This window comes from Adlercreutzia sp. ZJ138 (genome assembly GCF_011038935.1).
Taxonomy (GTDB): domain Bacteria; phylum Actinomycetota; class Coriobacteriia; order Coriobacteriales; family Eggerthellaceae; genus ZJ141.
This window is the reverse complement of sequence record NZ_JAAKEA010000015.1, coordinates 43,089-65,975: the sequence shown is the minus strand read 5'-3', so window position 1 is coordinate 65,975 and position 22,887 is coordinate 43,089. Positions and strand designations below refer to the sequence as shown.

At 57.2% G+C, this 22,887-nt stretch carries 20 protein-coding genes; 13 read left to right on the top strand and 7 right to left on the bottom strand.

The window, feature by feature from the left end:
• Positions 1 to 127: 127 nt before the first annotated feature.
• The 3 genes from G7Y43_RS07380 to G7Y43_RS07370 form a co-directional block, all read right to left on the bottom strand.
• Positions 128 to 421: a type II toxin-antitoxin system RelB/DinJ family antitoxin gene (locus G7Y43_RS07380; protein ID WP_165045596.1), complete on the bottom strand. Its 294-nt coding sequence runs from the start codon at positions 419 to 421 to the stop codon at positions 128 to 130.
• Positions 422 to 497: 76 nt separating this feature from the next.
• Positions 498 to 2,786, bottom strand: coding sequence for a PH domain-containing protein (locus tag G7Y43_RS07375; protein ID WP_165045594.1), 2,289 nt, complete (start codon positions 2,784 to 2,786; stop codon positions 498 to 500).
• 3 nt (positions 2,787 to 2,789) lie between these two features.
• Positions 2,790 to 3,281 (bottom strand): PH domain-containing protein, encoded by a 492-nt coding sequence (locus tag G7Y43_RS07370; RefSeq protein WP_165045592.1) that lies wholly within the window; start codon positions 3,279 to 3,281, stop codon positions 2,790 to 2,792.
• 273 nt (positions 3,282 to 3,554) lie between these two features.
• On the opposite strand from G7Y43_RS07370, the gene G7Y43_RS07365 reads away from it, so the two are divergent.
• Together G7Y43_RS07365 and G7Y43_RS07360 are read left to right on the top strand one after the other, a co-directional pair.
• Positions 3,555 to 4,847: a hypothetical protein gene (locus G7Y43_RS07365; protein ID WP_165045590.1), complete on the top strand. Its 1,293-nt coding sequence runs from the start codon at positions 3,555 to 3,557 to the stop codon at positions 4,845 to 4,847.
• A 1-nt stretch (position 4,848) separates the two neighbouring features.
• Positions 4,849 to 5,529: a PspA/IM30 family protein gene (locus G7Y43_RS07360; RefSeq protein ID WP_165045588.1), complete on the top strand. Its 681-nt coding sequence runs from the start codon at positions 4,849 to 4,851 to the stop codon at positions 5,527 to 5,529.
• A gap of 167 nt (positions 5,530 to 5,696) precedes the next feature.
• Here the strand turns inward: G7Y43_RS07360 and G7Y43_RS07355 are convergent, their stop codons facing one another.
• A complete protein-coding gene (locus G7Y43_RS07355; protein ID WP_165045586.1) occupies positions 5,697 to 6,563 on the bottom strand; it encodes an Mrp/NBP35 family ATP-binding protein in 867 nt (288 codons plus the stop codon).
• Between the two features lie 106 nt (positions 6,564 to 6,669).
• On the opposite strand from G7Y43_RS07355, the gene G7Y43_RS07350 reads away from it, so the two are divergent.
• The 6 genes from G7Y43_RS07350 (at position 6,670) to G7Y43_RS07325 (ending at position 12,495) form a co-directional block, all read left to right on the top strand.
• Positions 6,670 to 7,965, top strand: coding sequence for an amidohydrolase family protein (locus tag G7Y43_RS07350; protein WP_165045584.1), 1,296 nt, complete (start codon positions 6,670 to 6,672; stop codon positions 7,963 to 7,965).
• Between the two features lie 183 nt (positions 7,966 to 8,148).
• Positions 8,149 to 8,580: a 50S ribosomal protein L31 gene (rpmE, locus tag G7Y43_RS07345; protein WP_165045582.1), complete on the top strand. Its 432-nt coding sequence runs from the start codon at positions 8,149 to 8,151 to the stop codon at positions 8,578 to 8,580.
• Between the two features lie 208 nt (positions 8,581 to 8,788).
• Positions 8,789 to 9,550, top strand: coding sequence for a flavin reductase (locus tag G7Y43_RS07340; RefSeq protein ID WP_165045580.1), 762 nt, complete (start codon positions 8,789 to 8,791; stop codon positions 9,548 to 9,550).
• Between the two features lie 29 nt (positions 9,551 to 9,579).
• Complete coding sequence (gene thyX, locus G7Y43_RS07335) at positions 9,580 to 10,260, top strand: FAD-dependent thymidylate synthase (RefSeq protein WP_165045578.1); 681 nt, start codon at positions 9,580 to 9,582, stop codon at positions 10,258 to 10,260.
• Positions 10,261 to 10,262: 2 nt separating this feature from the next.
• Positions 10,263 to 11,627, top strand: coding sequence for a DUF1385 domain-containing protein (locus G7Y43_RS07330; protein WP_241158190.1), 1,365 nt, complete (start codon positions 10,263 to 10,265; stop codon positions 11,625 to 11,627).
• Between the two features lie 226 nt (positions 11,628 to 11,853).
• Positions 11,854 to 12,495, top strand: coding sequence for a hypothetical protein (locus G7Y43_RS07325; protein WP_165045576.1), 642 nt, complete (start codon positions 11,854 to 11,856; stop codon positions 12,493 to 12,495).
• Here the strand turns inward: G7Y43_RS07325 and G7Y43_RS07320 are convergent.
• Positions 12,492 to 13,412 (bottom strand): nucleotidyl transferase AbiEii/AbiGii toxin family protein, encoded by a 921-nt coding sequence (locus G7Y43_RS07320; protein ID WP_241158189.1) that lies wholly within the window; start codon positions 13,410 to 13,412, stop codon positions 12,492 to 12,494. The two genes, G7Y43_RS07325 and G7Y43_RS07320, sit on opposite strands and share 4 nt — an antisense overlap.
• Positions 13,387 to 14,013 carry a hypothetical protein gene (locus G7Y43_RS07315; protein WP_165045574.1) on the bottom strand — a complete coding sequence of 209 codons (627 nt, stop codon included), beginning with the start codon at positions 14,011 to 14,013 and terminating at the stop codon, positions 13,387 to 13,389. The genes G7Y43_RS07320 and G7Y43_RS07315 overlap by 26 nt, the downstream gene beginning before the upstream one ends.
• Positions 14,014 to 15,484: 1,471 nt before the next feature.
• Between G7Y43_RS07315 and G7Y43_RS07310 the strand changes: the two genes are divergently transcribed.
• Positions 15,485 to 18,103, top strand: coding sequence for a DNA topoisomerase I (locus G7Y43_RS07310; RefSeq protein WP_165045572.1), 2,619 nt, complete (start codon positions 15,485 to 15,487; stop codon positions 18,101 to 18,103).
• Positions 18,104 to 18,215: 112 nt separating this feature from the next.
• On the opposite strand, the gene G7Y43_RS07305 is transcribed toward G7Y43_RS07310, so the two are convergent.
• Complete coding sequence (locus tag G7Y43_RS07305) at positions 18,216 to 19,079, bottom strand: GTP pyrophosphokinase family protein (RefSeq protein ID WP_206214409.1); 864 nt, start codon at positions 19,077 to 19,079, stop codon at positions 18,216 to 18,218.
• Positions 19,080 to 19,252: 173 nt separating this feature from the next.
• On the opposite strand from G7Y43_RS07305, the gene G7Y43_RS07300 reads away from it, so the two are divergent.
• The 4 genes from G7Y43_RS07300 (at position 19,253) to holB (ending at position 22,883) form a co-directional block, all read left to right on the top strand.
• A complete protein-coding gene (locus G7Y43_RS07300; RefSeq protein ID WP_165045570.1) occupies positions 19,253 to 20,125 on the top strand; it encodes a fumarate hydratase in 873 nt (290 codons plus the stop codon).
• A gap of 26 nt (positions 20,126 to 20,151) precedes the next feature.
• Positions 20,152 to 20,754: a FumA C-terminus/TtdB family hydratase beta subunit gene (locus tag G7Y43_RS07295; protein WP_165045568.1), complete on the top strand. Its 603-nt coding sequence runs from the start codon at positions 20,152 to 20,154 to the stop codon at positions 20,752 to 20,754.
• Between the two features lie 247 nt (positions 20,755 to 21,001).
• Complete coding sequence (gene tmk, locus G7Y43_RS07290; protein ID WP_165045566.1) at positions 21,002 to 21,745, top strand: dTMP kinase; 744 nt, start codon at positions 21,002 to 21,004, stop codon at positions 21,743 to 21,745.
• On the top strand, positions 21,738 to 22,883 hold the full coding sequence (gene holB, locus G7Y43_RS07285; RefSeq protein WP_165045564.1) for a DNA polymerase III subunit delta': 1,146 nt from the start codon (positions 21,738 to 21,740) through the stop codon (positions 22,881 to 22,883). The genes tmk and holB overlap by 8 nt, the downstream gene beginning before the upstream one ends.
• Positions 22,884 to 22,887: the final 4 nt, after the last annotated feature.

Genomic DNA, 22,887 nt, shown 5'->3' with positions numbered 1-22,887 from the left:
AAACCCCTGGTAGGGTACCTCATAGAAGGATAGAAGGTGCCTCACAGGGTCTCTCAAGGCAATTTGAAGCAAAAACTCAATGGCGAAGATGAAAAGCTCAGTGTAAGTACCATTAATCAGTGTTTCCTTAGAGGTTCAAGCGCCTGCGACGAACCTCTTTTAGCGACAGCTCAGACCAGGAGGTTTGCTGGCTATTCATCAGACTGTCCACGAGTGCCGTCGCCTTTGCAATCTCGTCCGGCGTGTGAGATAGGTGCGCTGTACCCTTGTTAAAGGGGAGGGATCGATGCTCTATCACGTAGTCGTACAGCGAGTTGATGACTTGAGACGCATTCGTTCCTAGCGTTTCGAGGATCGCGCCGCCAAGCTCTTTTTTCTCTCGGCTCATGCGGGCGGTGACCATAGCTTCCGATGCTCCCATTGATCCTCCTAATATGTTGTACGTTGTACAAATCAGTATAACGGATTCGTGGTGCTGTTCAAGACCTCATTCGAGGTCATCCTTGTGATATTGGTGGCGATTGGCGGTTGCCGCCAGGGCGGGCCCAGTCCATCCAGGCTTCGGCGTCGGCATTAGACAAGTCCCAGATAAGTTCAGTGGTGCCGCTAACGCCTGCAGCAGTGCGTGCGGCGACGGTTTGCACGTGGGCAGCGCGCTGGAAGGGGTTTGTTTTGGTGGAGGCGAACTGCAGCTTCTTACGGGGTAGCGCAACGGTTTTCGATGCCAGACCCCCGTTGACAACAACCATGAAGCGTTCGTTGTAGCCAATGCCCGAGTGACGATGCCACAGCACGGCATCAATCGTGTTCACAACGAATGACAAGGCAAACAGCGCAAAGCAGCCATACGCAACCGTTCGCAGCGCAGCCAACGCAACAGCGTCTTCTGCCGATGCGGTTATATCCCATGCGCCAGTTCCAACCGCTATGTTCAAGGCGACAAGCCCGATAGCTGCGCAAACGGCAAGCCAGAACGAAGCGCTACGAATAACACCCTTACGTATGATGGCGCGTCGGCGCGCTACGGGTGCGGGTTTCGCTATTATGCGGGGAAGGTCGGCAAGCTCGGGTGCGATACCCTGTAAGATTTCAGGCACGCGCGATGTTTTGACAAAAGGGTGCACCACAATGCCGTCCGATGGAGTGGCTGTCTGTTCGCCGTTTTGAGATTCCCTTGTGACTGAATCGATTTTCCCCAGTGATAGTTCGCAGTACCCAATGCAACGGCGGATGAACGACTGCTTAATTATCACCGACTGCACGCGGTCGATGTCCACGCCGTGAAACGTGCGTTGAAGCAGCCCATGCTCCACTTCGATACGGCTTTCGCGGCGGCGTACTTTAAAGCCGCCGTAACGCACGATGGTTCCTGCCGCCGACAGAAGCCACACAGCCACTACGCCCAGTGCGATCCAAGCCGCCAAGCTCCAAGCCGCTGCTGAAAAAAGCGAACTCAGAGCGTCGGTAGCGCTCGATGCGCTTACGTTCGCCATTGTTTCACCCAGCGACGATTCGAGCCATGACGCGATGGCGGACTCGAAGAACTCCATGCAGAAGCCCACAATGCCCAGCACGCCCACCAAGATGATGCCGAACGACGAACCCGCACCCGAAGCGCCCGCAAATACGAGTTCCTTGTTTGATAGGCCCGTTTCGTACGTGACAGTGCCTGTGGCAACGTGTGCGCCACCGAAGACGCCGCGCACGTCGGACAAGACGTCATCAATTGCATCGAGTACGTTGCCGTATGCGTCAACGGTTGGCCCTGCGCCAGGCGCGTTTGCGGAAGGGAAGGGCGCTGGTGTGGGCGGGGTGCCGGGGGTTTGGAGTTGTAGGGACGCGTCCTCACGCATGCTGACGGCGGAGGCTGCGGAAACAGGAGAGGCTTGCGGGGCTGCGGGTTGCATCGATGCGCCGAGCACGGCCATTGCTGCTCGCATATCGCCGCCAGTACAAGCGATCATCCATGCCGAGGGAACCACGGCACCCTGCACGCGAGCGTTGCCATATTGGTCGAGCTCCCCTTCGGCTAGCAGCACTTTCTTACGACGGAAGAGTTCGGCGCGTAATGCTTCGGCGTCGCTGTTGCGCACGTACTTCAGCATTACGGCGTCGTTTGACGCGCCACCTGCGGTGTCGATCTTCACGGTGCACAAGCCGAGCAGGCGCTGCAGCACCCCAGCTTGCTGGTTAACCGCCTGAACGCGCTGGTAGGGCACGTGTAGGCGTTTCTTGCTAATTATGCCCGAGAACAGGCTAAACTCGGTAGGCGATAGCTCGAAGGTGAGGTTTTTCCAGGAAAGCCACTGAATGAGCCCGACGATACCGCAGATCACCGCGAAAGCAAGTATCCCTATCAGTAAGGATATGCCTATTGTCACCAAAGGAGCCGTGCCCGCCGATCCGATTGAGGATAGTGCAGGAATCAGGCTGCCTATCGTCGACGCGATACCGGCGACAGCGATCGCCGCTACTGTCGACAGGCCTCCAAGCCATATGTAGGCGTGGTGCACGTGATGTTGTCCAGGGCGCAGCGATTCAGGAACGGAAGCGCGTGGGTCGGTGTTGGGGAAGTCGCGAGCGGTGTCATTTGCTGCGGCAAACACGGCGGCTCGGTAGGCCTCCCATTCGGGCGTGGGCGTGGGTGAGGTCGTTTGCGCGGGTGCGAATGATGCGGGCACGGGTGAGGTCGTTTGCGCGTGCGCAGATGCCGCGGCGTGCGCGGGTATAGGCATCGGAGTAGGCACAGACGTTGCGGCGTTTTGAGGGTTCTTTTCGGCGGTCATGGTTTACACATCCTCTTGGGCCAGGCGAGCCTGTTTGGCTATAAGGTCGCGCAGACGGTCTGCTTCCTCGAAAGTGAGCCCGGGGATCACATGTTCTCCGGCGGCGGTGGCTGTTGTTACGCTGGCTAGGCCAAACGCGCGCAGAATAGGACCTTGTTTTGTGTCGGTGTTTTGCACGCGAACGAAGGGGATGATGAAGCGCTTGCGCCAGATGATGCCGCATGCGATGTCAAGCTCGTGTTCGCCCACTTCGTAGCGCCATCGCGCATGGCGGATGGGAGGAAGTACAACGAGCCATATCACCAGGCATGCGGCGTATAGTGCCGTGGCGCCAGCAACAATCATCCATGCCCACGATGCTTCCGGGTCAACTGCGGCTCCAATAAGAAACGGGCACGCGATACACGCATAAGCGAGCGTGAGCCATAAAGCGTCGTTGATGCGCCAAACGCGCTTAATTTTAGGATTGAGGGTGTGGGAGGGTGCTGCTCGCATGAATTCCTCGACTTTCTTGCCTGCATGTCAATGAGGCGGTCTGGGTTGTCGTGCGTGCGCCGACATGCTCGCCGACATTTCCTTCGTGAATCTGTTTCCTATTGTAAGGGTTTGCAGGCTTTCCAATGAGCCGCATACACTTGTTTTTGTATTCAGACGCAATGTCGGGAGGATTCTCCCGAATCTTGTGGGATGCGTTCGTGTGCGTTCGCGCGTGCAAGGCGATGCGGTATGATGGGCTGAAGCTTTCGGCAAGAGAGAAAGAGGGCTTTCGTGGGACGATCGGGCGGTGGCGGCTTTTCCGGTGGGGGAGGCTTTGGCGGTGGCTTCGGCGGTTTTTCTGGTGGCGGCCGGTCGAGCGGAGGTTTTTCCGGTGGCGGCATCGGTGGGCGCTCGGGTAACGGTAGCGGCCATGGCGGCGGCTTTGGCGGTGGCTTCGGTAGCGGCCCCCACTTCCATGGATGGGGCGGACTCTTCGGTCCTCGCATCATTGTGAATGCCCCACGTTTTTCCGGTGGACCGGGCTCGCCGAACGGGTCGAGAGGTCCTTCCGGTATGCCACCCAACCAGCAGCCAAATGGATCAGGAGGACCAGGCGGGCAGTACCCCGGCGGCAAAAGCGGGAATGCGGGCGTGGTGTTCACCATTGTGGTCATTGCGCTGTTTGTGCTGTTTGCGTTCGTTATGTTGTCGGGCGGGTGCAGTGGCTCGGGGCAGGTGGCGGCGTCTACCGTGCAGCGTGAGGCGCTTCCTTCGGGCGCGGTGTCTGAGACCGCGTACTACACCGACGAGGACGGCGACTGGATTGGTTCTCCTGCCGAATTCGAGCGCGGACTGAAGTCGTTCTACGAAAAAACTGGCGTGCAGCCCTACGTGTACATTTTTCCCAACGACCAAACGACATCAACGCAGGAACTCGGCGAACTTGCATCAGAACTGTACGGCCAGCTGTTCAGTGACGAAGGGCATTTCCTGCTCACGTTCTGCTATGACAGCACACGCGACGGCTATGCGTGCGGCTATGCGGTGGGCGCTCAGGCGAAAACGGTCATGGACGACGAGGCTATTGGTATTTTGAGCGACTACCTTGATCGTTACTGGTACGATTTCGATTCGGAAGAAACGTTCTTCTCGAACGCGTTTGCCGACACCGCCGAGCGCATTATGACAATTACCCCCTCGCCGTATCTGCCCATTGCGGTGGCGGCCATTGTGGTTGCCGTGGCGCTGGTGGTGTTTTTCGTGGTACGCAAGCGCAACGAGCGCGCTGCGGCAGAACGCGCCCATACCGAGCGCATTCTGAACACGCCACTGGAGAAGTTTGGCGACACCGAGCTGGCCGATTTAGAGAAGAAATACGCGGCGGCTGCACCGTCTGCAGAAACGCCGGCCGTGCCACCTGTGCCACCTGTTGCGCCGGCTGCAGCGCCTGTTGCGCCGTCGACCACACCACCTGCGGCACCTGCGACACCGTCAGCCGCACCGTTTGCAGCACCTTCTGGGAACCCTCCCGCTGGTAACGGCGGGGTGAATATGTCAACCAACAATCTGACAGGAGAGAACTGACATGGGCATTCTTGATCGTTTCAGCGACATCGTGAAGGCGAACGTCAATGAGCTGCTCGATCGGGCCGAAGACCCGGCGAAGATGATCGACCAGTACATGCGCAACCTTACCGATAGTCTGGCCGAGGTGCGCGAGCAAACCGCGGGCGTTATGGCAGAGGAAGCTCGCTGTAAGCGTCTGGTCGACGCCAATGCTGCCGACGTTGCCAAGTACGATGGATTGGCTCGCACGGCGCTGGCTGCTGGCAACGAAGACGACGCGCGCACGTTCTTGGCGAAGAAACAGGACCTGCAGGCGCAAGGGCAGGCGGCAGCCGAAGCGTATGCAGCGGCAAAAGCCAACGCCGACAAGATGCGTCAGATGCACGACAAGTTGGTCAGCGACATCGAGGCGCTTTCTGCGCGCCGTGAGGGCATAAAGGCGAAGGTTGCCGTGGCGAAAACCCAGGAAATGGTGAACGACATCGCTTCCGGTGCTGACAAGGCGGCGGGTGCTATGAGCGCGTTTGACCGCATGGAGGCGAAGGCCGATGCCATGCTTGATCGAGCGAACGCCATGGAGGATCTGTCCAGCGCGCCGGCCGACCCCATCGCCGATCTGGAGCGCAAGTATGCAGCCGACGCTGCGGGTGCTCAGGTTGATGACGAGTTGGCGAAGATGAAAGCCGAAATGGGGCTGTAGCGTTTTAGGTCGTGTGTCAAAGTGTGACCTTTTGGTACGCAAAGAGGCGATGTGTGACATTTGGTGTGACCCGTTGACACACTTTGACACAAGAAAGAGCCCGCAGCATGGTTTTTCAATTGTTCGCTGCGGGCTCTTGGCGTGTGGTTGGGAAAAACTGGCGTTTCCTATTCGGCGGTCTCTTCGTCAGCCTGTGTTGCGCCGAGTGCTTCGATCTGTTCAATGATGGGATCAAGCGCGCCCTTCACGTCATATTCTTCCACACGGCCCTCATCGCAGAGCTTGGCGAAGGCGGGGTCGATGGGCAGAGTGGTGTAGGCGGGAATTCCGTAGTGCTTTGCCACTTCGGCTCCCTGCGGCTCGCCATAGATGTAGTGTTTCTTGTCGCATTCGTCGCACACGAAGTATGCCATGTTCTCCACTAAGCCGATGACGTTAACATCCATGTGATGAGCCAAGTTCACGGCCTTGCCCACGATCATGGCAACCAGTTCCTGCGGGGCCGACACAGTGACGATGCCTTCGGTGGGCAGCATTTGGAACACGGTAAGCAGCACGTCGGAGGTTCCCGGAGGCATGTCGACCAGCAAGTAGTCGAGTTCGCCCCAGCAGGTTTCCTCGTAGAACTGCTTGATACAGTTCGACACTACCGGGCCACGCCACGCAACCGGCGCGTCGTCTTCGGGAAGCATCAAGTTCGTAGACACGATGCCGATGCCGCTGGCAGTTTCGCTGGGCAAAAGTCCTGCAACCGTGGCGCGCAGGCGGTCGGTCACACCGAACGTGCGGGGAATGGAAGGGCCGGTCACGTCGGCGTCCAGGATACCCACGCTATAGCCACGCCGGCGCAGTTCGGCAGCCACCAGGCTTGTCACCAGCGACTTTCCCACGCCTCCCTTGCCGGACACGATGCCTATGACGTGCTTGATGGTGGTGCCGGGGCGGGTTTGGGCCACAATCGGGCCTTGGTCGGTGCGGTCTCCGCAACCGGACACGCCGCATGAGCTGCAATTATGGGAGCATTCCTCTGCCATGTTGCCTTCTTTCTCGTCTTGTGCGCACATGGTTTTGCTGTGCGCCCTTCGTTTCTTCGGGCATAATAGCACAAGCTCATTCTTTCGTACCGAAAGGTGGAACACCGTGCTTTTCGAGAATGTTGACATCATAGACGAACGGTTCGAGCATCAGCTCAACCGGTGGGTTGGCGTGTGCGACGGCTTCATCACCTATGTGGGTGACAAGGCTCCCGCCGACGCTGCCTCCTTCGGCGAGCGCTACGACGGGCGCGGCAAGTTACTTATGTCCGCGCTGTACAACGCACATACGCATTCTTCCATGACACTTTTACGCGGGTACGCCGAGAATCTACCTCTCCAAATATGGCTGAACGAAAAGGTATTTCCCTTCGAGGCGAAAATGATGCCCGAGGACTGCTACTGGGGTACGCTGTTGTCGTGCGCCGAGATGGCGCGCTTTGGCGTGGTGTCGTTTTCCGACATGTACTATCACATGGACCACGTGGCTCGCGCGGTGGAGGAATCGGGTCTGAAAGCGAACTTGTGCGACGACCTGCTGGCGCTTAACGGCGAGCGGCTCGATGACCTGCCGTTGCGTGCGACTGTCGACCAGCTTATTTCCGAGGTACACGGGCGCGGTGGCGGGCGCGTGCTTATTGACTGCGGCGTTCATTCCGAGTATACGACGAACCCCGGCGCGGTTGCCGACATGGCAGAGTATGCCGCCAAGCACGGGCTGCGCATGCAGCTGCATTGCTCGGAGACGCGCTTGGAGCGCGAGGAATGCAAGCGGCGTCATGACGGCATGACTCCCATCAAGTATTTCGAGAGCTTAGGCGTACTCGATTTGCCCACCACGGCGGCGCATTGCGTATGGGTTGATGACGAGGACATTCGAATCATGGTCGAACGCGGCGTGTCGGTGGCGGCTAACCCGGTGTCGAACATGAAGCTGGGAAGCGGTTTCGCGCCCATCGCACGCATGTTGGAAGCGGGTGTGAACGTGTGCGTAGGTACCGATGGCATGGCGTCGAACAATAACTACGACATGTTGCAGGACCTGTACGTGCTGGCGCTTATTTCTAAGGGGTCGATGTTGGATCCGTCGGTGGTGTCGCCGAAGCAGGTGCTGTTTGCGGGCACCCGTGCCGGCGCGCTGTCGCAAGGGCGCGATGACTGTGGGCTTATTGCTGTGGGCATGCGTGCCGACCTGTGTGTGCTCGACGTGACGGGGCCGTCGTGGACACCTATGACCAATCCGCTGTTCAACGTGGTGTTTGCTGGGCACGGCTCCGACGTAGTGTTAACCATGTGTGACGGGCGCGTGGTGTACCGCGACGGCGAATGGCCTACCGTGGACGTGGAGCGCGCGAAGGCCGAGGTGACCGCACGAACAAATCGCATCATCGGGCAGTTGTAGCGCGAGCATGTGAGCTTGTTGGCTCACTGTGGTGTTACAGATTTGAGAGTAGTAGCACCATTGTAGCTGTCGTGGTGTGATCGTACAAATTCGGTCTAGCGCTAAACGTTGTCGTGTGCTATCATGCAAAAGCTTGTCTTCGCCTTGGTCGGAAACCAAGGCTCGTAGAAGGAGAACCAGAGAATGAAACAAGGAATTCATCCGGAGTACATGGAGTGCACGGTTCGCTGCACCTGCGGCAACACATTCACCACTCGCTCAACCAAGCCCGAACTGCGCATCGACATCTGCAACGCGTGCCATCCGTTCTACACTGGCACCCAGAAGCTGATCGACACCGGCGGACGCGTTCAGCGCTTTGCCAACAAGTTCGGCTCTGCAACCGAGATGGTTGCTGCTCGCGAAGCCGCTGCTAAGGCTAAGCGCGCTGCTGCTGTTGCCGAGCGCGAGGCCGCTAAGAAGGCGGAGCGCGAAGCGAAGGCCGCTGCTAAGGCTAAACGCGCCGAAGAGTTTGCGAAGAAGAACGCCGCTGCTGCCGCTAAGGCCGAGGCCGAGGCTCCCGCCGCTGAAGAAGTTGCCGCCGAAACTCCCGCCGAGGAAACCGCCGCTGAATAAGCGAATACTCATCGGAAACAATGAATGGGGCTGCGCCAAATGCGGCCCCATTTTTTGTGCCGTTTACGTTGTCCTTCGTTGCATTTCGCATACAACAAAAGGGTAATCATCTTGTTGCGCGCCGTTCGATGCTACCATGGTTTCGTGCACAGACGCGTGCTGCGGTGCTGTGTGTATCGCAGCTGGCATGAGTCGAAAGGGGATACGGATGGGTGTCGACAAGAAAGCATTTCGTAGTTTGAGTTACGGCTTGTACCTTATCACCGCGAAGAGCGATGGCAGTGCGAACGACGGCGCGGCGGGTTGCGTGGCGAACACGTTTGCGCAGGTTACTTCGTCGCCGTTTCAGGTGAGTGTTGCACTGAACAAGGAAAACGTTACGGCGAGCGTCGTGCAGGAATCGGGGCGTTTTGCTTGCACAGTGTTGGCGCAAAGTGCGACTATGGAGCTCATTGGGGCGTTCGGCTTTAGGACGAGCTCGGAGTTCGACAAGTTTGCCGACTTTCAAGTGGCACACGACGCCGCTGGTGTTCCCTATGTTGCCGAGCAGGCGGTTGCACGCTTCTCGGTGCGCGTGACGAAGTGTGTCGATGTAGGAACGCATGTGCTGTTCATTGGTGAGGTGGAAGAGGCTGAGAAACTTGCTGACGAAGAGCCTATGACGTACGCATACTATCATCAGGTGAAAGGCGGCAAGACCCCGCCGAAGGCGTCGAGCTACACAGGAGCTGACGATTCCGAGCCTGCTAACAAGTCAACTAAGGGCGGCGAAAGCACTGATGAATCCGCATCAGATGCGGACGCACCCGCTGGTGAGACCGAAGGGCAGGATTCTGCCGCGCCCGCCAAGCGATATGGCTGGCGGTGTATGGTGTGCGGCTATGTTGTGGAGACAGACGAGCTGCCCGACGATTACGAATGCCCTATATGCGGTGCGGGGAAAGACATGTTTGAGCGCATCAAACTGTAAGGGTGTGTGAACCTATAGAGGAGTGTCTTATGCAAGTTGAGTTGTTGTACCATACGCCCGATCCCGAGCGTGCCATCGCAACGGCGGCGCGCTTATGCTACGCGCCCGTGGGGGCTGCCGAGCTGATGGAAACCATGCCGGAAGAGCGCATGCGCAGCGTGCTGTCAACGATTCTGGCGAGTGGGCATTTGTCGACGCTCGAACATGCAAGCTACACCTTCGCGGTTGACGGCGTGTCCCGCGCGCTCACGCATCAGTTGGTGCGCCATCGCATCGCCAGTTTCAATCAGCAAAGCCAGCGCTACGTGAAGTTTTCGGATGGTCTGGAATGTGTGAAGCCCCCAACCGTTGCGGCGGATGCGCAAGCCGAAGCGGTATTTGATCGGGCGATCGAGGCAGCCGTTGCTGCATACCGACAGCTGCTCGATGCAGGTATACCCGCAGAAGATGCTCGCTACCTGCTTCCCAACGCTGCAGAAAGCAAGATCGTCATCACCATGAACGTTCGCGAGCTGCTGCACTTCTTCAGCTTGCGCTGCTGCAACCGCGCGCAGTGGGAAATTCGCGACATGGCTCATCGCATGTTGGAGCTTGCGCGGCCTACGGCCCCGTTCATCTTCGCCGATGCCGGTGCACCGTGCGTGCGCGGTGCGTGCCCCGAGGGAAAGATGTCGTGCGGCAATCCTTATCCGCAGGTTCGGAGGGGTTAGCGGTGGCTGGCAGCGTTGAGGTTGAGCGCGATGGGCGCCGAAAAAGCGATCTGTCGCGTGCGTTTTCCGAGGATGGCGCGCTAAAAACGCACGTAGGAGGTCAAGCGCTCATCGAAGGCATCATGATGCGCGGCAAGCTGAACTGGGCGGTTGCTGTGCGTGAGCCAGACGGCGGCATCTACGTGGAAGAACACGAGCTGGGGCAGGCGTCAAAGGCGCGTTGGGCGTCGTGGCCTGTCGTGCGCGGGGTGGTCGCGTTTGTGAACTCGCTGGTGCTGGGTTACAAGGCGCTTGAGATAGCCGCCCTGCATGCGTTTGCTGACGAGGGAACCGAAGAGCACGAAGGTGAGGGCGAGGTCGGTGACGATGCCAAGGTCGATGGAAGTGGAGAAGTCGGTGGGGGCGGCGAGCGCGAGCTTGATGGTAAGCGCGAGCCTGAATCTGAGTTTGAACTTGAGCCCGAATCCAAACTCGAGTCTGTGTCAGAACCCGAGCATCGATTCTCGTGGAAAGACGATTTTGGTAATCCCGATGAGATGATCGACGCGCTGGGGGCTCAAACGGCGCTCGACGTAGTTACGGAACCCGTGCCCGCGCCAGCGTCCGCTGCAGTATCTGAAGCCTCATCCGACAAAAAGTCATTTATGGACGAGGAAGTGGAGTTCGGACACCGCGAGATGATGGTGTCTATGGTGCTCGGTTTAGTGTTGGGTGCTGTGCTGTTTGTGGTGCTGCCCGCGTTCGTGACGAACCTGATCGTAGGCGAGTACGACGATCGCACGCTTGCTTGGAACATTGTCGACGGCGTGCTGCGTGTGGCTGTGTTTGTGTTCTACATGTGGCTGATCGGACGCATGAAAGACATTCAGCGCATGTTTGGCTACCACGGTGCCGAGCACAAGACTATCCATTGCTACGAGCACGGATTACCGCTCACGCCCGAGAATGCGCGTAGTTTCCCACGCTTGCACGTGCGTTGTGGTACGGCGTTTCTAATCATGGTCATGATCATCGCTATTTTGGTGTACACCGTCATTCCCGTAAAACCGCTCATCACGTCGTGGGGTGTGCCCGACGGCTTGCCGAAGCTGCTGCTGGTCATAGCGGTGCGCATTGCGTTTATGCCGCTTATTGCCGGCATCGCATACGAGATAACGGTGAAGTGGGCGGGAAGTCGTCCCGACAATCCACTTGTGAAGGTGATCCTGTGGCCCGGCATGCAGATGCAGCGCTTGACCACGAATGAGCCCGACGACTCCATGATCGAATGCGCCATTGCCGCCATGCAACGCGTGCTCGAATGCGAGCAAGTGGCTGAGTCACAAGCTCGCTCGAGTGTAGTCGCGAAGCAAGCATCACCTTCGTAGCCTTAGTCAGTGTTTCTCTCATGCTATGGGGATTTGGTGCCGATTCGGTACCAAACTAGTGAACACCCTGCGACGGTTTCGTGAATCGCCCGATTTTGCGGGAAGCTTGCGTACCCTAAGCGGTGGGGATGCCGTCGAACCGACAGCATCATCGCCGTGTGAAGCGCATTATCATCGCAGCAACGGCGGCGTCCTCGACGTGCGAACGGCTACGGAAGGAGCCGCCATGACGAACCCCTATGACCGCAACCGATTCCCCAATCAGCGTACATCTCCTAACGTGACGTTTGAGTACCCGGATCCCGCAAGCTCGGAGGCATTTGGCGACCAAAAGACGAAGAGTCTGGCCAACAAGGCCATCATCGCGTTCGTTGGTCTGATCCTGCTTATTGTTGTGGGTATTGGGGTGCTGGTGCTTATGCTCAGTGATGCTGATCAATCGGATGGCGCTGTTGGTGGAGACGCGACATCGGAAGCGTCAGAAGCGCCCTTCGGTCTGGAATTCCTGAACAACTGGAAGAGCAAAGCAGCGAACGCTGCGCTTGACGCATCGGGCGTGAAAGGTCAGATTGAAGGAGCCATCGAGTCGCAGCGGGAGAGCATTCAGCAGTGGACGGGCATGTCGGATGCAGAATTCGATGCTGCCGTTGATAACTTGGCTATTGAAGACTGGCAAGTTGCCACCTTGCCCGCCGATGCGGTGCAGACGGGCAGCGTGAGCGGCACGTACCAAGGCGTAGACGCAACCATCATCACATACGACAACCCTTCTTACCTTACTGTGCAGGCATATGGGCGCAACATTACCTTAAGCGTGCCTGCAGGTGCGCAAGACTACGTGTCACTGTTTAGTTCGGTTCTTCCTTAAAGTTTTCCTTTAAGGAAGGCAGCTATTCGCATCACTGCTGTAGCGGCATCTTCGTAACTCAGATCGTCATATAGAAGAGGAGCGGTGACTTTCTCGTAGTCTTCCCGATAGACACCATAGCTTGCGATTCTTTGCAGAGTGTCAGATATATCAACGGCGGGATTTGCCGAAGGTGTACGGGAGCCGCCCAAGCGCTGACGGCGCACTATCTTTAGCAGTTCAAGCAGTGTTTCGTCTAATGGAACCCGATCAAGCAGCTTGCAAAGGTCGTACATGTGGCGCGATTGTCGCGGAGGTATGCTGCCCGCTAAATAGTAGTCACACAAAGCGAAGGTTTTGTCACAGAAGGTTCGCTCCAAAGAGTTAGCTAATACTTCAAAGGGACCGAGGTCGTATTCTTCAGCAGCTTCGACAAAGCGCTGTTCTTCACAAAACACTCCAATGAAGCTCTGTAAACTACGATACTCGGCAGGATCGGCTGGAGTCATAACGGCTGTTTCCACAACAAGTTTATCGGGAAACGTTATCTTATCGACGTTAGACAGTGGTATCTCGTAACGGTTGAACTCTCGGCGGCTGCGCGTTCGGTCGAGATTTTCGATAGAAAGTCCCAACGAGTAAGCGCTCTCTACCACTGCTTGTTTGATACGTTTTCTCATGCCCTCGGTCGCATGTTCTGCTTGAATACCCAGGTCAATATCTTCAGAGAAGCGATTAATAACGCCGTAACACTTAGAGAGGCAAGTTCCACCCTTAAAGACAAGCGTCGGATTTCTTCGTGTCACCTCTTTGAGCATTTGAACAGCAAAATAATCTTTCACAATGAAAGATTGGGGCATCTGCTCGTATTCGGCCACTTGGCGAACGAGTTCCTTGAAATCAGCTGGATTCTCATGCAAATACACGATATCTCTCACACTCTGCCAATTTCTTGGCCGTTCTGCCTGGGTAACTGGCTGAGCAATCGTAAATCATAGATCTACCTGCTTTGCGAGCCAGCTTTTTAAGCGCATCCATTTCGTATTCATCGTAAAACTGGATTTGTTGATCGGTAATAAGATCGAGAAACCGTAGTGCGTTAACATTGCGCGCATTAACGGGACGCCGAGGTTTTCGCAGTGTTATGCGTTTCCAGCCACCAAAAGGCTTAACCTCTCGCAAACGAGAACTCTCTTTGTTCGTAGTAATTTCCAGGGTATTAGGCACCTGATCAGATACTCCCGACTCATTTACCAGATTGAAACCGGAAACATAGCCATAAACATCGTTACCAGATTGAAGCCAGCGTTTTGTGGCAACTTGCGTTCCTAGAAGCGATGACTTCCCAAAGCGCGTTTCCGTCGGAAGGTAATACACGCCACGGTCATAGCGAGCAATCTTCCCCTCCGCCATAGCTGCATCAATTCTCTTGTATACAGCCTGACGGCTAATATCAGAGAACACGCAGAGTATCTCTTCGGTGAGAATGGGTTGATTCTTTCCGAAACGAACTTCGAGTATGTCGATAAAGGTTTCCATGGGTTTATTCTACTTTCAAGATTAGCGGTTGATAAAAATTACTATATATTGTCAACTTTTGTCAACCAAAACGAGTTCAGCATTATTCCGGATGAGTCTTAGTTCACTGTGCAGGCATATGGGCAGAACATCACCTTAAGCGTGCCTGTGGGTGCGCAAGACTACGCGTCACTGTTTAGTTCGGTTCTCTATGCGCACCGGGAAACCGGCACGCGCGACTTCTAGACTGCCGCCTGCCGCCGCGCCGGAAGAACCGAGGTGCGGGCCGCGCATGACGCGGTATCCGCGGATATGAGACTGTGCATCAGCACGTCGGTCTCTCAAGCGGCCTTTCGGGACGCAGGTGTGGAGCTTTGCTTTGTCGGAAGTTTACGTGAAAAAACTTTCGTAATGTTTAGTTTTGCCTGTTGACAATATTCGGGTCATATGAGGGAAGTCAATCTTCCCGATGGATGGGGTAATCTTGTTGCGAGAGAGTGATTATCGTTCGAACTCCGAAGCGGAAAAACAAGAGCACCTGTTAAGGAGGCTGTAGCTCATTAGTACCATGAGCCGGATTTTATTGCCTCACTTTCGTGTTGGAGATGTCGTTTCACTTCGTAGTTTGACATTTTAAGAAACAAGTTTTGAACAAAAGCCCAGTTTGAAGCCCCTTTCTTTGTCATTTTATTCGGGGTGTAACAAAATGACTGTCCCTATTGTCACTATGGAGGAAAAAGCCCTGATTCTATTGTCACGTTCGGTTGCACGCAAATGAAGCTGGCAAAAAATTCGTGATATGCGCGATTGTGCAAAGTTAGCCGTGTCTTCTGCCACTTTTTTCAGGATATGTACGATTTGAAGCGGAAAAACGAGTAGAAATAAGCAAGGAACGAGAATTGCTCTTCACTTCTTGAGAGCGCCTTTACGTTTTCCCTGGTCAGAGACGACCGTTGTTTTCCCTGAAGCTTCGACGAGCTTTGCCGACTCCGTCAAATCGTACATATCCTGAAAAAAGTGGCAGAAGACACGGCTAACTTTGCACAATCGCGCATTTCGTAGAAAAAGTGGCTGAAGGTGAGGTTTTCTCTACCCGACTGGATCTGAGCGTACCTGTCCATACCCGACCGTACCTGAATGCGTCTTTCGCGGTTCCTTTTGCGAGCAGTTCTGCATTTCTTGGAATAAGAGATTACTAAACCTGGCAGTAGGAGCGCAGTGCATTAAGAGAACGCTGCCGTTTTCTTAATGCTCCCCTGTAGCTGGCTGGCCCATGGGCAGCTAGAAACAGCTTGGATACACCGGTTGTGCCATCGCTTGCAGCTTCTCTGATTTCGTGTATGCTATGCAGCGCTGCGCCGAGCGGCTGCGTCGAGTGGCTGTGCCGAGCGCGGCGTTATCCCCGCACACGTTAATCAACGAATTGGGGCAATCGTGTGAGCGCATCGGCTGCGCGAAAAACGCTCAGCTGGCAGAACAAGGAGGGGTCTGCATGAGACTCGTGGTTACCGAGAAGAACGACGCTGCCCAAAAGATCGCCGATCTGCTGGGTGTGAAAAAACCCAAATCTGACAAGGTGTATTCCACTCCGGTGTACCGCTTTGAGGTTGATGGCGAGGAATGGGTGACTATCGGATTGCGTGGGCACATTCTCGAACCTGATTTCACGCCGTCTATGGTGTACAAACGTCGCGGCGGTTGGCAAGGTGTTACCGAAGAGGGCGAATCTGTTGCCGCTGAGGTTCCCGCTGAACTCCCGCGCCCCCCATTCAAGAAGAAAAAGCCGTTCACAGAAGATGGCGTGGAGCTGAAAGCCTGGAAGATGGACGCGCTGCCGTATTTGGCATACGCGCCCATTGTGAAGCTGCCCAAGGAAAAAGACATCATCCGCAGCTTAAAGAACCTGGCCAAGAAAGCCGATGCCATTATCATTGCGACTGACTTCGACCGCGAAGGTGAGCTTATCGGTGCCGATGCGCTTGCGTGTTGCCGCCAGGTGAACGAGACTGCGCCAGTGAGTCGCGCGCGCTATTCTGCGTTCACTAAAGAAGAGATAACACACGCCTTTAGTAACCTGGTGCCCATGGATAACAACTTAGCCGCTGCTGGTTCGTCGCGCCAGGATATCGATCTTATCTGGGGTGCTGCACTTACGCGCTACCTGACGCTTGTGAAGTTCGCCGGCTACGGGAACGTGCGCAGTTCGGGTCGCGTGCAAACACCCACGCTCGCGCTGGTGGTGGCGAAGGAACGTGAGCGTATGGCGTTTGTGCCGCAGGACTACTGGGTCATTCGCGGGCGTTTCGATGCGGCTGCTCAGGTAGGCCCCACCGACGGCGAGGGAGAGCTTGCCTTCGAGGCTCCGCACGCGACTACCCGCTTCAAGGACGAAGTGAGGGCGCACGCTGCTATAGCTGCCGTTGAGCAGGCTCGATGCGCCACCGTTTCCGCAGTGGAGAAGCGCACGCGCACGGTGGCACCGCCTGTCCCGTTTAACACCACCAGCTTGATGGCAGCCGCTTCCGCTGAGGGAATTTCGCCGGCACGTACCATGCGTATTGCCGAGAGCTTGTACATGGACGGCTACATATCGTACCCGCGCGTGGACAACACGGTGTATCCGAAATCGCTCGATCTGCGTGGTGTGGTGCAGGCAATTTCTGGCAATCCCGCCTACGCGCCGTACTGTAAGCAGCTGCTAAGCCGGGGCGCGCTGCATGCCACACGCGGAAAGAAGGAAACCACCGACCATCCGCCTATCTATCCTACCGCCAAGGCGACCCCCGACGATCTGCCGGCGGCCAACTACAAGCTGTACAACCTGATCGCTCGCAGGTTTTTGGCCACGCTTTCCGACGCCGCTGTGGTGGAGGGGACAAAAGTATCGCTCGATGTTGCTGGCGAGCCCTTTGTCGCGAAGGGCGACGTGCTGGTGAAACCGGGCTTTCGTGCCATTTACCCGTACGGTTTGAAGAAAGACGAGCAGTTGCCTTCGCTTCAACAGGGGCAACGTATCGCATTCAATGGAGCAACTTGCACGAAGAAGCAGACCGAGCCGCCGGCGCGCTATTCACAAGGACGGCTTATCCAGGAAATGGAGCGCTTGGGGCTGGGTACGAAGTCGACGCGCCACAGCATCATTGAACGGCTGTACACGGTGAAGTACATCGTGAACGACCCCATCGAACCCAGCCAGCTGGGCATGGCGGTGTGCGATGCGCTGGATAAGTTTGCACCACACATCACGCATCCTGAAATGACCGCCGAACTGGAAGCCGAGATGGACAACATTGCCGCCGGCATTACCACGAAAGACGCGGTGGTAGGTAATTCTCGCAAGCTGCTGTCCGAGCAACTTGCGCAGTTGATGCCTCATTCCGAAGAGGTAAGTGCGGCGCTGGCCGATGCGGTGGCTGCCGACGCATACGTTGGGCCGTGTCCCAAGTGCGGGCGCGACCTGCAAATTCGCGCGTCGCAGAAAACCCGTGGCATGTTTATTGGTTGCGCTGGCTGGCCCGATTGCGACGTCACCTATCCGCTGCCGTCGGGCAAGATTGAGGCGTTGTCCGAGGTGTGTTCCACGTGCGGTATGCCCCAGGTGAAGGTGACGGCGTTCCGCACGAAGCCGCGCACCATCTGCATTGACCCCAACTGTCCCACGAATGCTGAGCCCGATGTGGTAGTGGGGCTATGTCCCACCTGCGGCGATGCGGGTATCGATGCCAAGTTGATCGCGCGCAAGAACCCACGCACCTTAAAACGTTTCATTCGCTGTGAGAACTATGATGAATGCGGAACGGGTTATCCGTTGCCGCAGTATGGCAAGCTCGAGCCCACCGACGAAGCTTGCGAGCACTGCGGCGCGCCTATTGTGGTGGTTACCACTGCACGCGGACCTTGGCGGCTATGCCCGAACTTCGATTGCCCCGGTAAGGAACAGGAAAAGCAAGGGAAAGCTGCGAAGGGCAAGGCTACACGTGGTGGCACCCGCAAGGGGAGTAGTGCGCGCAGTGGAAGCGGCACTCGCGGTGGCAAGAAGAAGGCCTCGACACCGTCGCGTAAGCGGACTTCACGCAGTGCGTCATCAAGCTCGGCAAGCTCGTCGAAATAGCTTTTCCCACGTGGTTCGCAGGGTCGGAAGACAGGGCGGAGGGAAGTGGTCTTTCGCCCTGCGAAACGTACGACAATTTGGGTTTGTGAGCGAACTGAACCGTACGCGTTTGCTACTTCTCGTTTCGATCGTCGTCGAGGTAGTTGCGCAGGGCCTGCATGCGGATGTCCAGCGACGATGCTGCTTCGGCTAGGTCGGTGAGCTCTTGGGCGACATAAGCCGTTGCTTCCTCCGACAGGTTCTTCTTGTAACGCAGCTGATGTTCCAGTGTGGCCCAGAAGTTCTGCGCGATGGTGCGCAGCTGCACTTCCACCTTCACCGATCGCTTCTCGTGCTCGAGGAAAATTGGTATTTCGATAATCAGGTGCAGGCTGCGATATCCGCTCGCTTTCGGGTCGGCGATGTAGTCCTTGCGCTCGATAAGTACCACATCATCTTGCGCCAGCAGTGCCTCTGCCAGCGCGTACATGTCTTCAAGGAACGTGCACACCACGCGCACGCCCGCGATGTCGTTGATGTTTTTCTCCAGCGACTCCATTGTCATGGGATAGCCTTTGACGTACAGCTTGCGCGCCAGGCTGTCGGGGGACTTCAAGCGCGATTTAATGCTCTCGATAGGGTTGCGGTCGTGTTGCAGGCCAAATTCCTCGTTTAACACACGGAATTTGGTTTCTGCTTCCATCATGGCGCATCGGTAGTACGACATGAGTCGTTGGTACGGTGCGATGTTGCGTTCGACCATAGCGGCGAATTCCTCGTTGCCAGCAACCTGCGCCACCAGCTGTTCGGTGAGCGCTTCGCGGTGACCAGCGCGGATTTTCGCGAGGGCCTCATGGCGTTCCTGTGCATTCGATATTCGGGTGAGGATGTTGGAAATGCCTCGCGTGAAGAAGTTCTGTGTGGTTTCGGCGGCCCCGGTCTCGGTCGCCGTGTTGTTTTCGGGTGTTTCGCCGTCGCTTGTTTGCTCCTGGGCCATTGAGACTCCTTCCCTTGCACAGCCACGCATTTTATCATGCTTGTACAGTGTGTGTGCGGGGGTGTTCGTATGCGCTTATAATGCAGAAAGTGAGCAAAGAGCCCGATAGGGGTTGTTGCGTGAAGGACGGCTTCAATCAGTGTTTCCTCAGAGGTTTGAGAAGGGAAGGACCCATGGATTATCCGCCCATTATCAGCGCCGATGCAGTAGCCGACGCTGTGCGGTGCGCTATCGCGCAAGCTGCCGTCACATTGCGCTGCGATGTTCGAGCAGGTATCGAAAAAGTTGCTCTGCGAGAAGAAAGCCCGCGTGCGCAGCGCGTATTACGGCAAATTTTGGAAAACGCCGACATTGCTGCTCGCGATGGCGTGCCGTTGTGCCAGGACACAGGAACCGTGTGGGTATGTCTTGAAGTGGGCGAGCGCGTGGCCGTGCCGGGCAACGTGTTTACAGGCGTTGATGCGGCGGTGGCCGAGGCGTACGAGTGTGGTCGCTTGCGGATGAGTGTGCTTCGCGATGCGCTGTTCGATCGCACGAACACGAACACGAACGCCCCGGCGTTTTGTGAGATACGCTTCCGTCCTGGTGCGGGAGCGACCGTGTACGTGATGCTGAAGGGAGGCGGAAGCGATAACGCCTCACGCGTGGTCATGCTGGCGCCGGGCGCGGGTGTTGAAGGCGTGCGCCGCGTTGTGCTCGAATGCGTGCGCGAAAAGGCCGCCAACGCTTGCCCACCGCTTATCGTGGGCGTGGGTGTGGGTGCCACGTTTGACAAGGTGGCTGGCTTGGCGAAGCATGCATTGTTGCGCCCGGTGGGTTCTGTGGCAGCTCGCCCAGAAGCCGCGGCGTTCGAACGCGATCTGCTGGATGCCGTAAATGCCTCTGGCATCGGTCCGGCAGCGTTGGGCGGCGCGTGCACTGCGCTTGCCGTGCACGTGGAAACCGCACCGTGCCACATTGCCGCGCTTCCCGTTGCGGTGAACATGGGATGCTGTGCAATGCGATCGGCGTCTGTTGAGGTGATTCCCTGGGGTGATGAACGGTGAGCGGAAACGAAAAGAGCGGAAACGAAATGAGGAATAGCGCGCCCATTCGCCTGCAGCTGCCGCTTTCGAAGGCTGATCTTGCTGGGTTGCACGCAGGGCAAGAGGTGCTTCTTTGTGGGCCGGTGTACACATCGCGTGATGCCGGGCATGCGCGCATACTGGAAGCGTTGCGACAAAACGGTGAGCTGCCGTTTGGTCTTGCGGGCCAAACCATCTTCTACGCCGGGCCCACTCCTGCAGCCGCAGGCAGGCCGCTTGGGTCGGTTGGGCCTACCACGGCAAGCCGCATGGACTTCGCTACGCCCGCGCTCATGGATGCCGGGCTGATTGCGTGCTTGGGGAAGGGTAAGCGCTCGCTCGAGGTGGTTGAGGCGTGCCGTCGCAACGGGGCGGTGTACTTCGCATGCGTGGGTGGCATCGCCGCGCTTTTGGCCACGCATGTAACCGAAAGCCAGCTGGTGGCGTGGGACGACTTGGGAACCGAGGCACTTCGCCGCCTGCAGCTACACGATTTCCCGTGCTTCGTTGCCATCGACACCTGCGGGCGCGACTTGTATCGTAGCATCGAAGCAGGCGAGCGGGTATCTCCCTCGGTTGGACACCTTTCGGCTGGTGATAGCTGGCGGTGAAGGCGACTTGCGGGCGACTTGCAGACTGGTTACAGCTGGTGGCGGCTCGATGGAGCGATGGCGCGTGCGGCGGATGCGGGGTGTGGAAAGGTATATAATCGACTTCACGCGCAGCGGGCGAAATGGTGCATTTTGCCCGATCGTGCTTTGCCAGCTGCATCGTGCGGCTGACTGCAAGGTGTTGTTGCGCACTTTCAGGTGGCAATAGGGGTTTTGACCCCGAAGGGCAATACATGGAGGAAATGCCATGAACGACGCATCGAACGAGAGAACCCCGCACCGCGGCGTGTTCGTCACGTTCGAAGGCGGGGACGGCGCGGGAAAGACTACACATCTGCGTTTTCTGGCTCAGGCATTACAGGATCACGGCTACGAGGTAGTGTGTGTGCGTGAGCCAGGTGGAACGAAGGTGGGTGAAGCGTTGCGCTCCATCGTCCTTAACCCGGAAAATACCACCTTGTCAGATGAAGCCGAGCTGCTCATTTATGAAGCCGCTCGCGCTCAGATTGTTGCGGAGGTCATAGAGCCCGCACTTGCGCGAGGCGCGGTGGTGCTCTGCGATCGATTCTTCGATTCCACGGTGGCCTACCAGGCGTTTGGCCGCGGTCTTTCCCGTGACTTCGTGGATGCGGCGAACCGCTTTGCCGCCCGCGGCATCGTTCCTGATCGAACGTTGTTGTTGATGTGTGGTGGAACACAGGCGGGTTTGGTGCGCGCGACGAAGGGTGGCGCCGATCGCTTGGAGCAGGCAGGTGAGGCGTTTCATGACCGGGTTCGCGAGGGCTTTCTCGCACTTTCGCAAGCCGACCCCGATCGTGTGCGCGTCATCGATTCCGACGGCCCCCGCTCGTTGACAGCGGCGCAGGTGTTCTGTGCGCTGTCCGATTTGTTTTCCTGGATGGCCGATGCGTCGGTGTGTGACGAGAGCTTCTTTTCGGTACTAGACGATCGGCGCACGCAGGCTTCGTCTTCGGAGAGGTGCCATGGCTGACGCGTTCGACGCCGTGTTCGGACAGCCGCAAGTACGCGACTTTCTGCGTGCGGCGGTTTCAGGGGACAAAGTAAGCCATGCCTATTTATTGGTTGGGCCTGCTGGATCGAACAAGACCGCTGCGGCCTACGCGTTGGCGCAGTCGGTGCTGTGTGAGCACGGCACAGGATGTGGTGAGTGTGACGAATGTCGCCGCGTGATGGCTCGCACGCATCCTGACGTGCACTTTTACGCTCCCGAGGGTGCGATGGGCTACCTGGTTGAGCAGGTGCGCTCCATTGTTGCCGACGTTTCGCTTGCACCTATCCGCGCGAAGCGCAAAGTGTATATTCTCGACCGGGTTGATCTTTTAGGTGTGCAGGCAGCAAACGCCTTTCTGAAAACCTTGGAAGAGCCACCAACAGGCGTGCTGATCATTTTGCTGGGACGTACTCAGGAAAGCGTGCTTTCCACCATTGTGTCGCGTTGCCAGGTGATTCCGTTTCGCACTATTCCTGCTGCTGAGGCTGCGGGGTTGGTGTCGCAGAATACTGGGGCGACGCGCGAACGTGCAGCTTGGGCGCTGCAGGCTTGTGACGGATCGGTAAGCAAGGCCGTGGCCTTCCTGAAATCAGGGGAATGCATGGAATTGCGGCGGAACGTTTTAGGTACGCTCGCGGCGCTTCGGCTATCTGACGACTGGGACATCGTGCAGGCGGCGTCGAGCATGGTGGTGCAGGCGAAGGCTCCGCTCGACGAGGTTCGCAGTCAGCAGGCTCGCGATTTGGAGGATGCTTCCGAGTTTTTAGAACGTGCGGCGGTTCGTCAAATCGAGCAGCGAAATAAGCGCCTGATCACAGCAAAGAGCAACGAGCTACTTCATCAAACAACGGCCATTATCCGCGGGTGGTTGCGTGACGTGTTGGTTATGTGCGCTGGTGCGCCTGAAGTGGTGGTGAACTCCGACGCACTTGATGCGATAGCCGATGCCGCCGCCAATACGGATGCCGCACGTGTTGCCGCCGCATTGGAAGCCGTGCGTCGCTATGACGAGGCGATCTCGTATAATGTATCCCCTGAAACGTGTATCGACGCCATGCTGCTCGATATGAGACATACGCTGTACGACGCATCCGGCTCTCATGCCGGGCGCGACTGAATAC

What these genes read in the sequence shown, in the direction of transcription:
- G7Y43_RS07380 (WP_165045596.1), bottom strand. Translation starts at nt 421, where the DNA reads ATGGGAGCATCGGAAGCTATGGTCACCGCCCGCATGAGCCGAGAGAAA.
- G7Y43_RS07375 (WP_165045594.1), bottom strand. Translation starts at nt 2,786, where the DNA reads ATGACCGCCGAAAAGAACCCTCAAAACGCCGCAACGTCTGTGCCTACT.
- G7Y43_RS07370 (WP_165045592.1), bottom strand. Translation starts at nt 3,281, where the DNA reads ATGCGAGCAGCACCCTCCCACACCCTCAATCCTAAAATTAAGCGCGTT.
- G7Y43_RS07360 (WP_165045588.1), top strand. Translation starts at nt 4,849, where the DNA reads ATGGGCATTCTTGATCGTTTCAGCGACATCGTGAAGGCGAACGTCAAT.
- G7Y43_RS07355 (WP_165045586.1), bottom strand. Translation starts at nt 6,563, where the DNA reads ATGGCAGAGGAATGCTCCCATAATTGCAGCTCATGCGGCGTGTCCGGT.
- rpmE (WP_165045582.1), top strand. Translation starts at nt 8,149, where the DNA reads ATGAAACAAGGAATTCATCCGGAGTACATGGAGTGCACGGTTCGCTGC.
- G7Y43_RS07340 (WP_165045580.1), top strand. Translation starts at nt 8,789, where the DNA reads ATGGGTGTCGACAAGAAAGCATTTCGTAGTTTGAGTTACGGCTTGTAC.
- thyX (WP_165045578.1), top strand. Translation starts at nt 9,580, where the DNA reads ATGCAAGTTGAGTTGTTGTACCATACGCCCGATCCCGAGCGTGCCATC.
- G7Y43_RS07325 (WP_165045576.1), top strand. Translation starts at nt 11,854, where the DNA reads ATGACGAACCCCTATGACCGCAACCGATTCCCCAATCAGCGTACATCT.
- G7Y43_RS07315 (WP_165045574.1), bottom strand. Translation starts at nt 14,013, where the DNA reads ATGGAAACCTTTATCGACATACTCGAAGTTCGTTTCGGAAAGAATCAA.
- G7Y43_RS07310 (WP_165045572.1), top strand. Translation starts at nt 15,485, where the DNA reads ATGAGACTCGTGGTTACCGAGAAGAACGACGCTGCCCAAAAGATCGCC.
- G7Y43_RS07305 (WP_206214409.1), bottom strand. Translation starts at nt 19,079, where the DNA reads ATGGCCCAGGAGCAAACAAGCGACGGCGAAACACCCGAAAACAACACG.
- G7Y43_RS07300 (WP_165045570.1), top strand. Translation starts at nt 19,253, where the DNA reads ATGGATTATCCGCCCATTATCAGCGCCGATGCAGTAGCCGACGCTGTG.
- G7Y43_RS07295 (WP_165045568.1), top strand. Translation starts at nt 20,152, where the DNA reads ATGAGGAATAGCGCGCCCATTCGCCTGCAGCTGCCGCTTTCGAAGGCT.
- tmk (WP_165045566.1), top strand. Translation starts at nt 21,002, where the DNA reads ATGAACGACGCATCGAACGAGAGAACCCCGCACCGCGGCGTGTTCGTC.
- holB (WP_165045564.1), top strand. Translation starts at nt 21,738, where the DNA reads ATGGCTGACGCGTTCGACGCCGTGTTCGGACAGCCGCAAGTACGCGAC.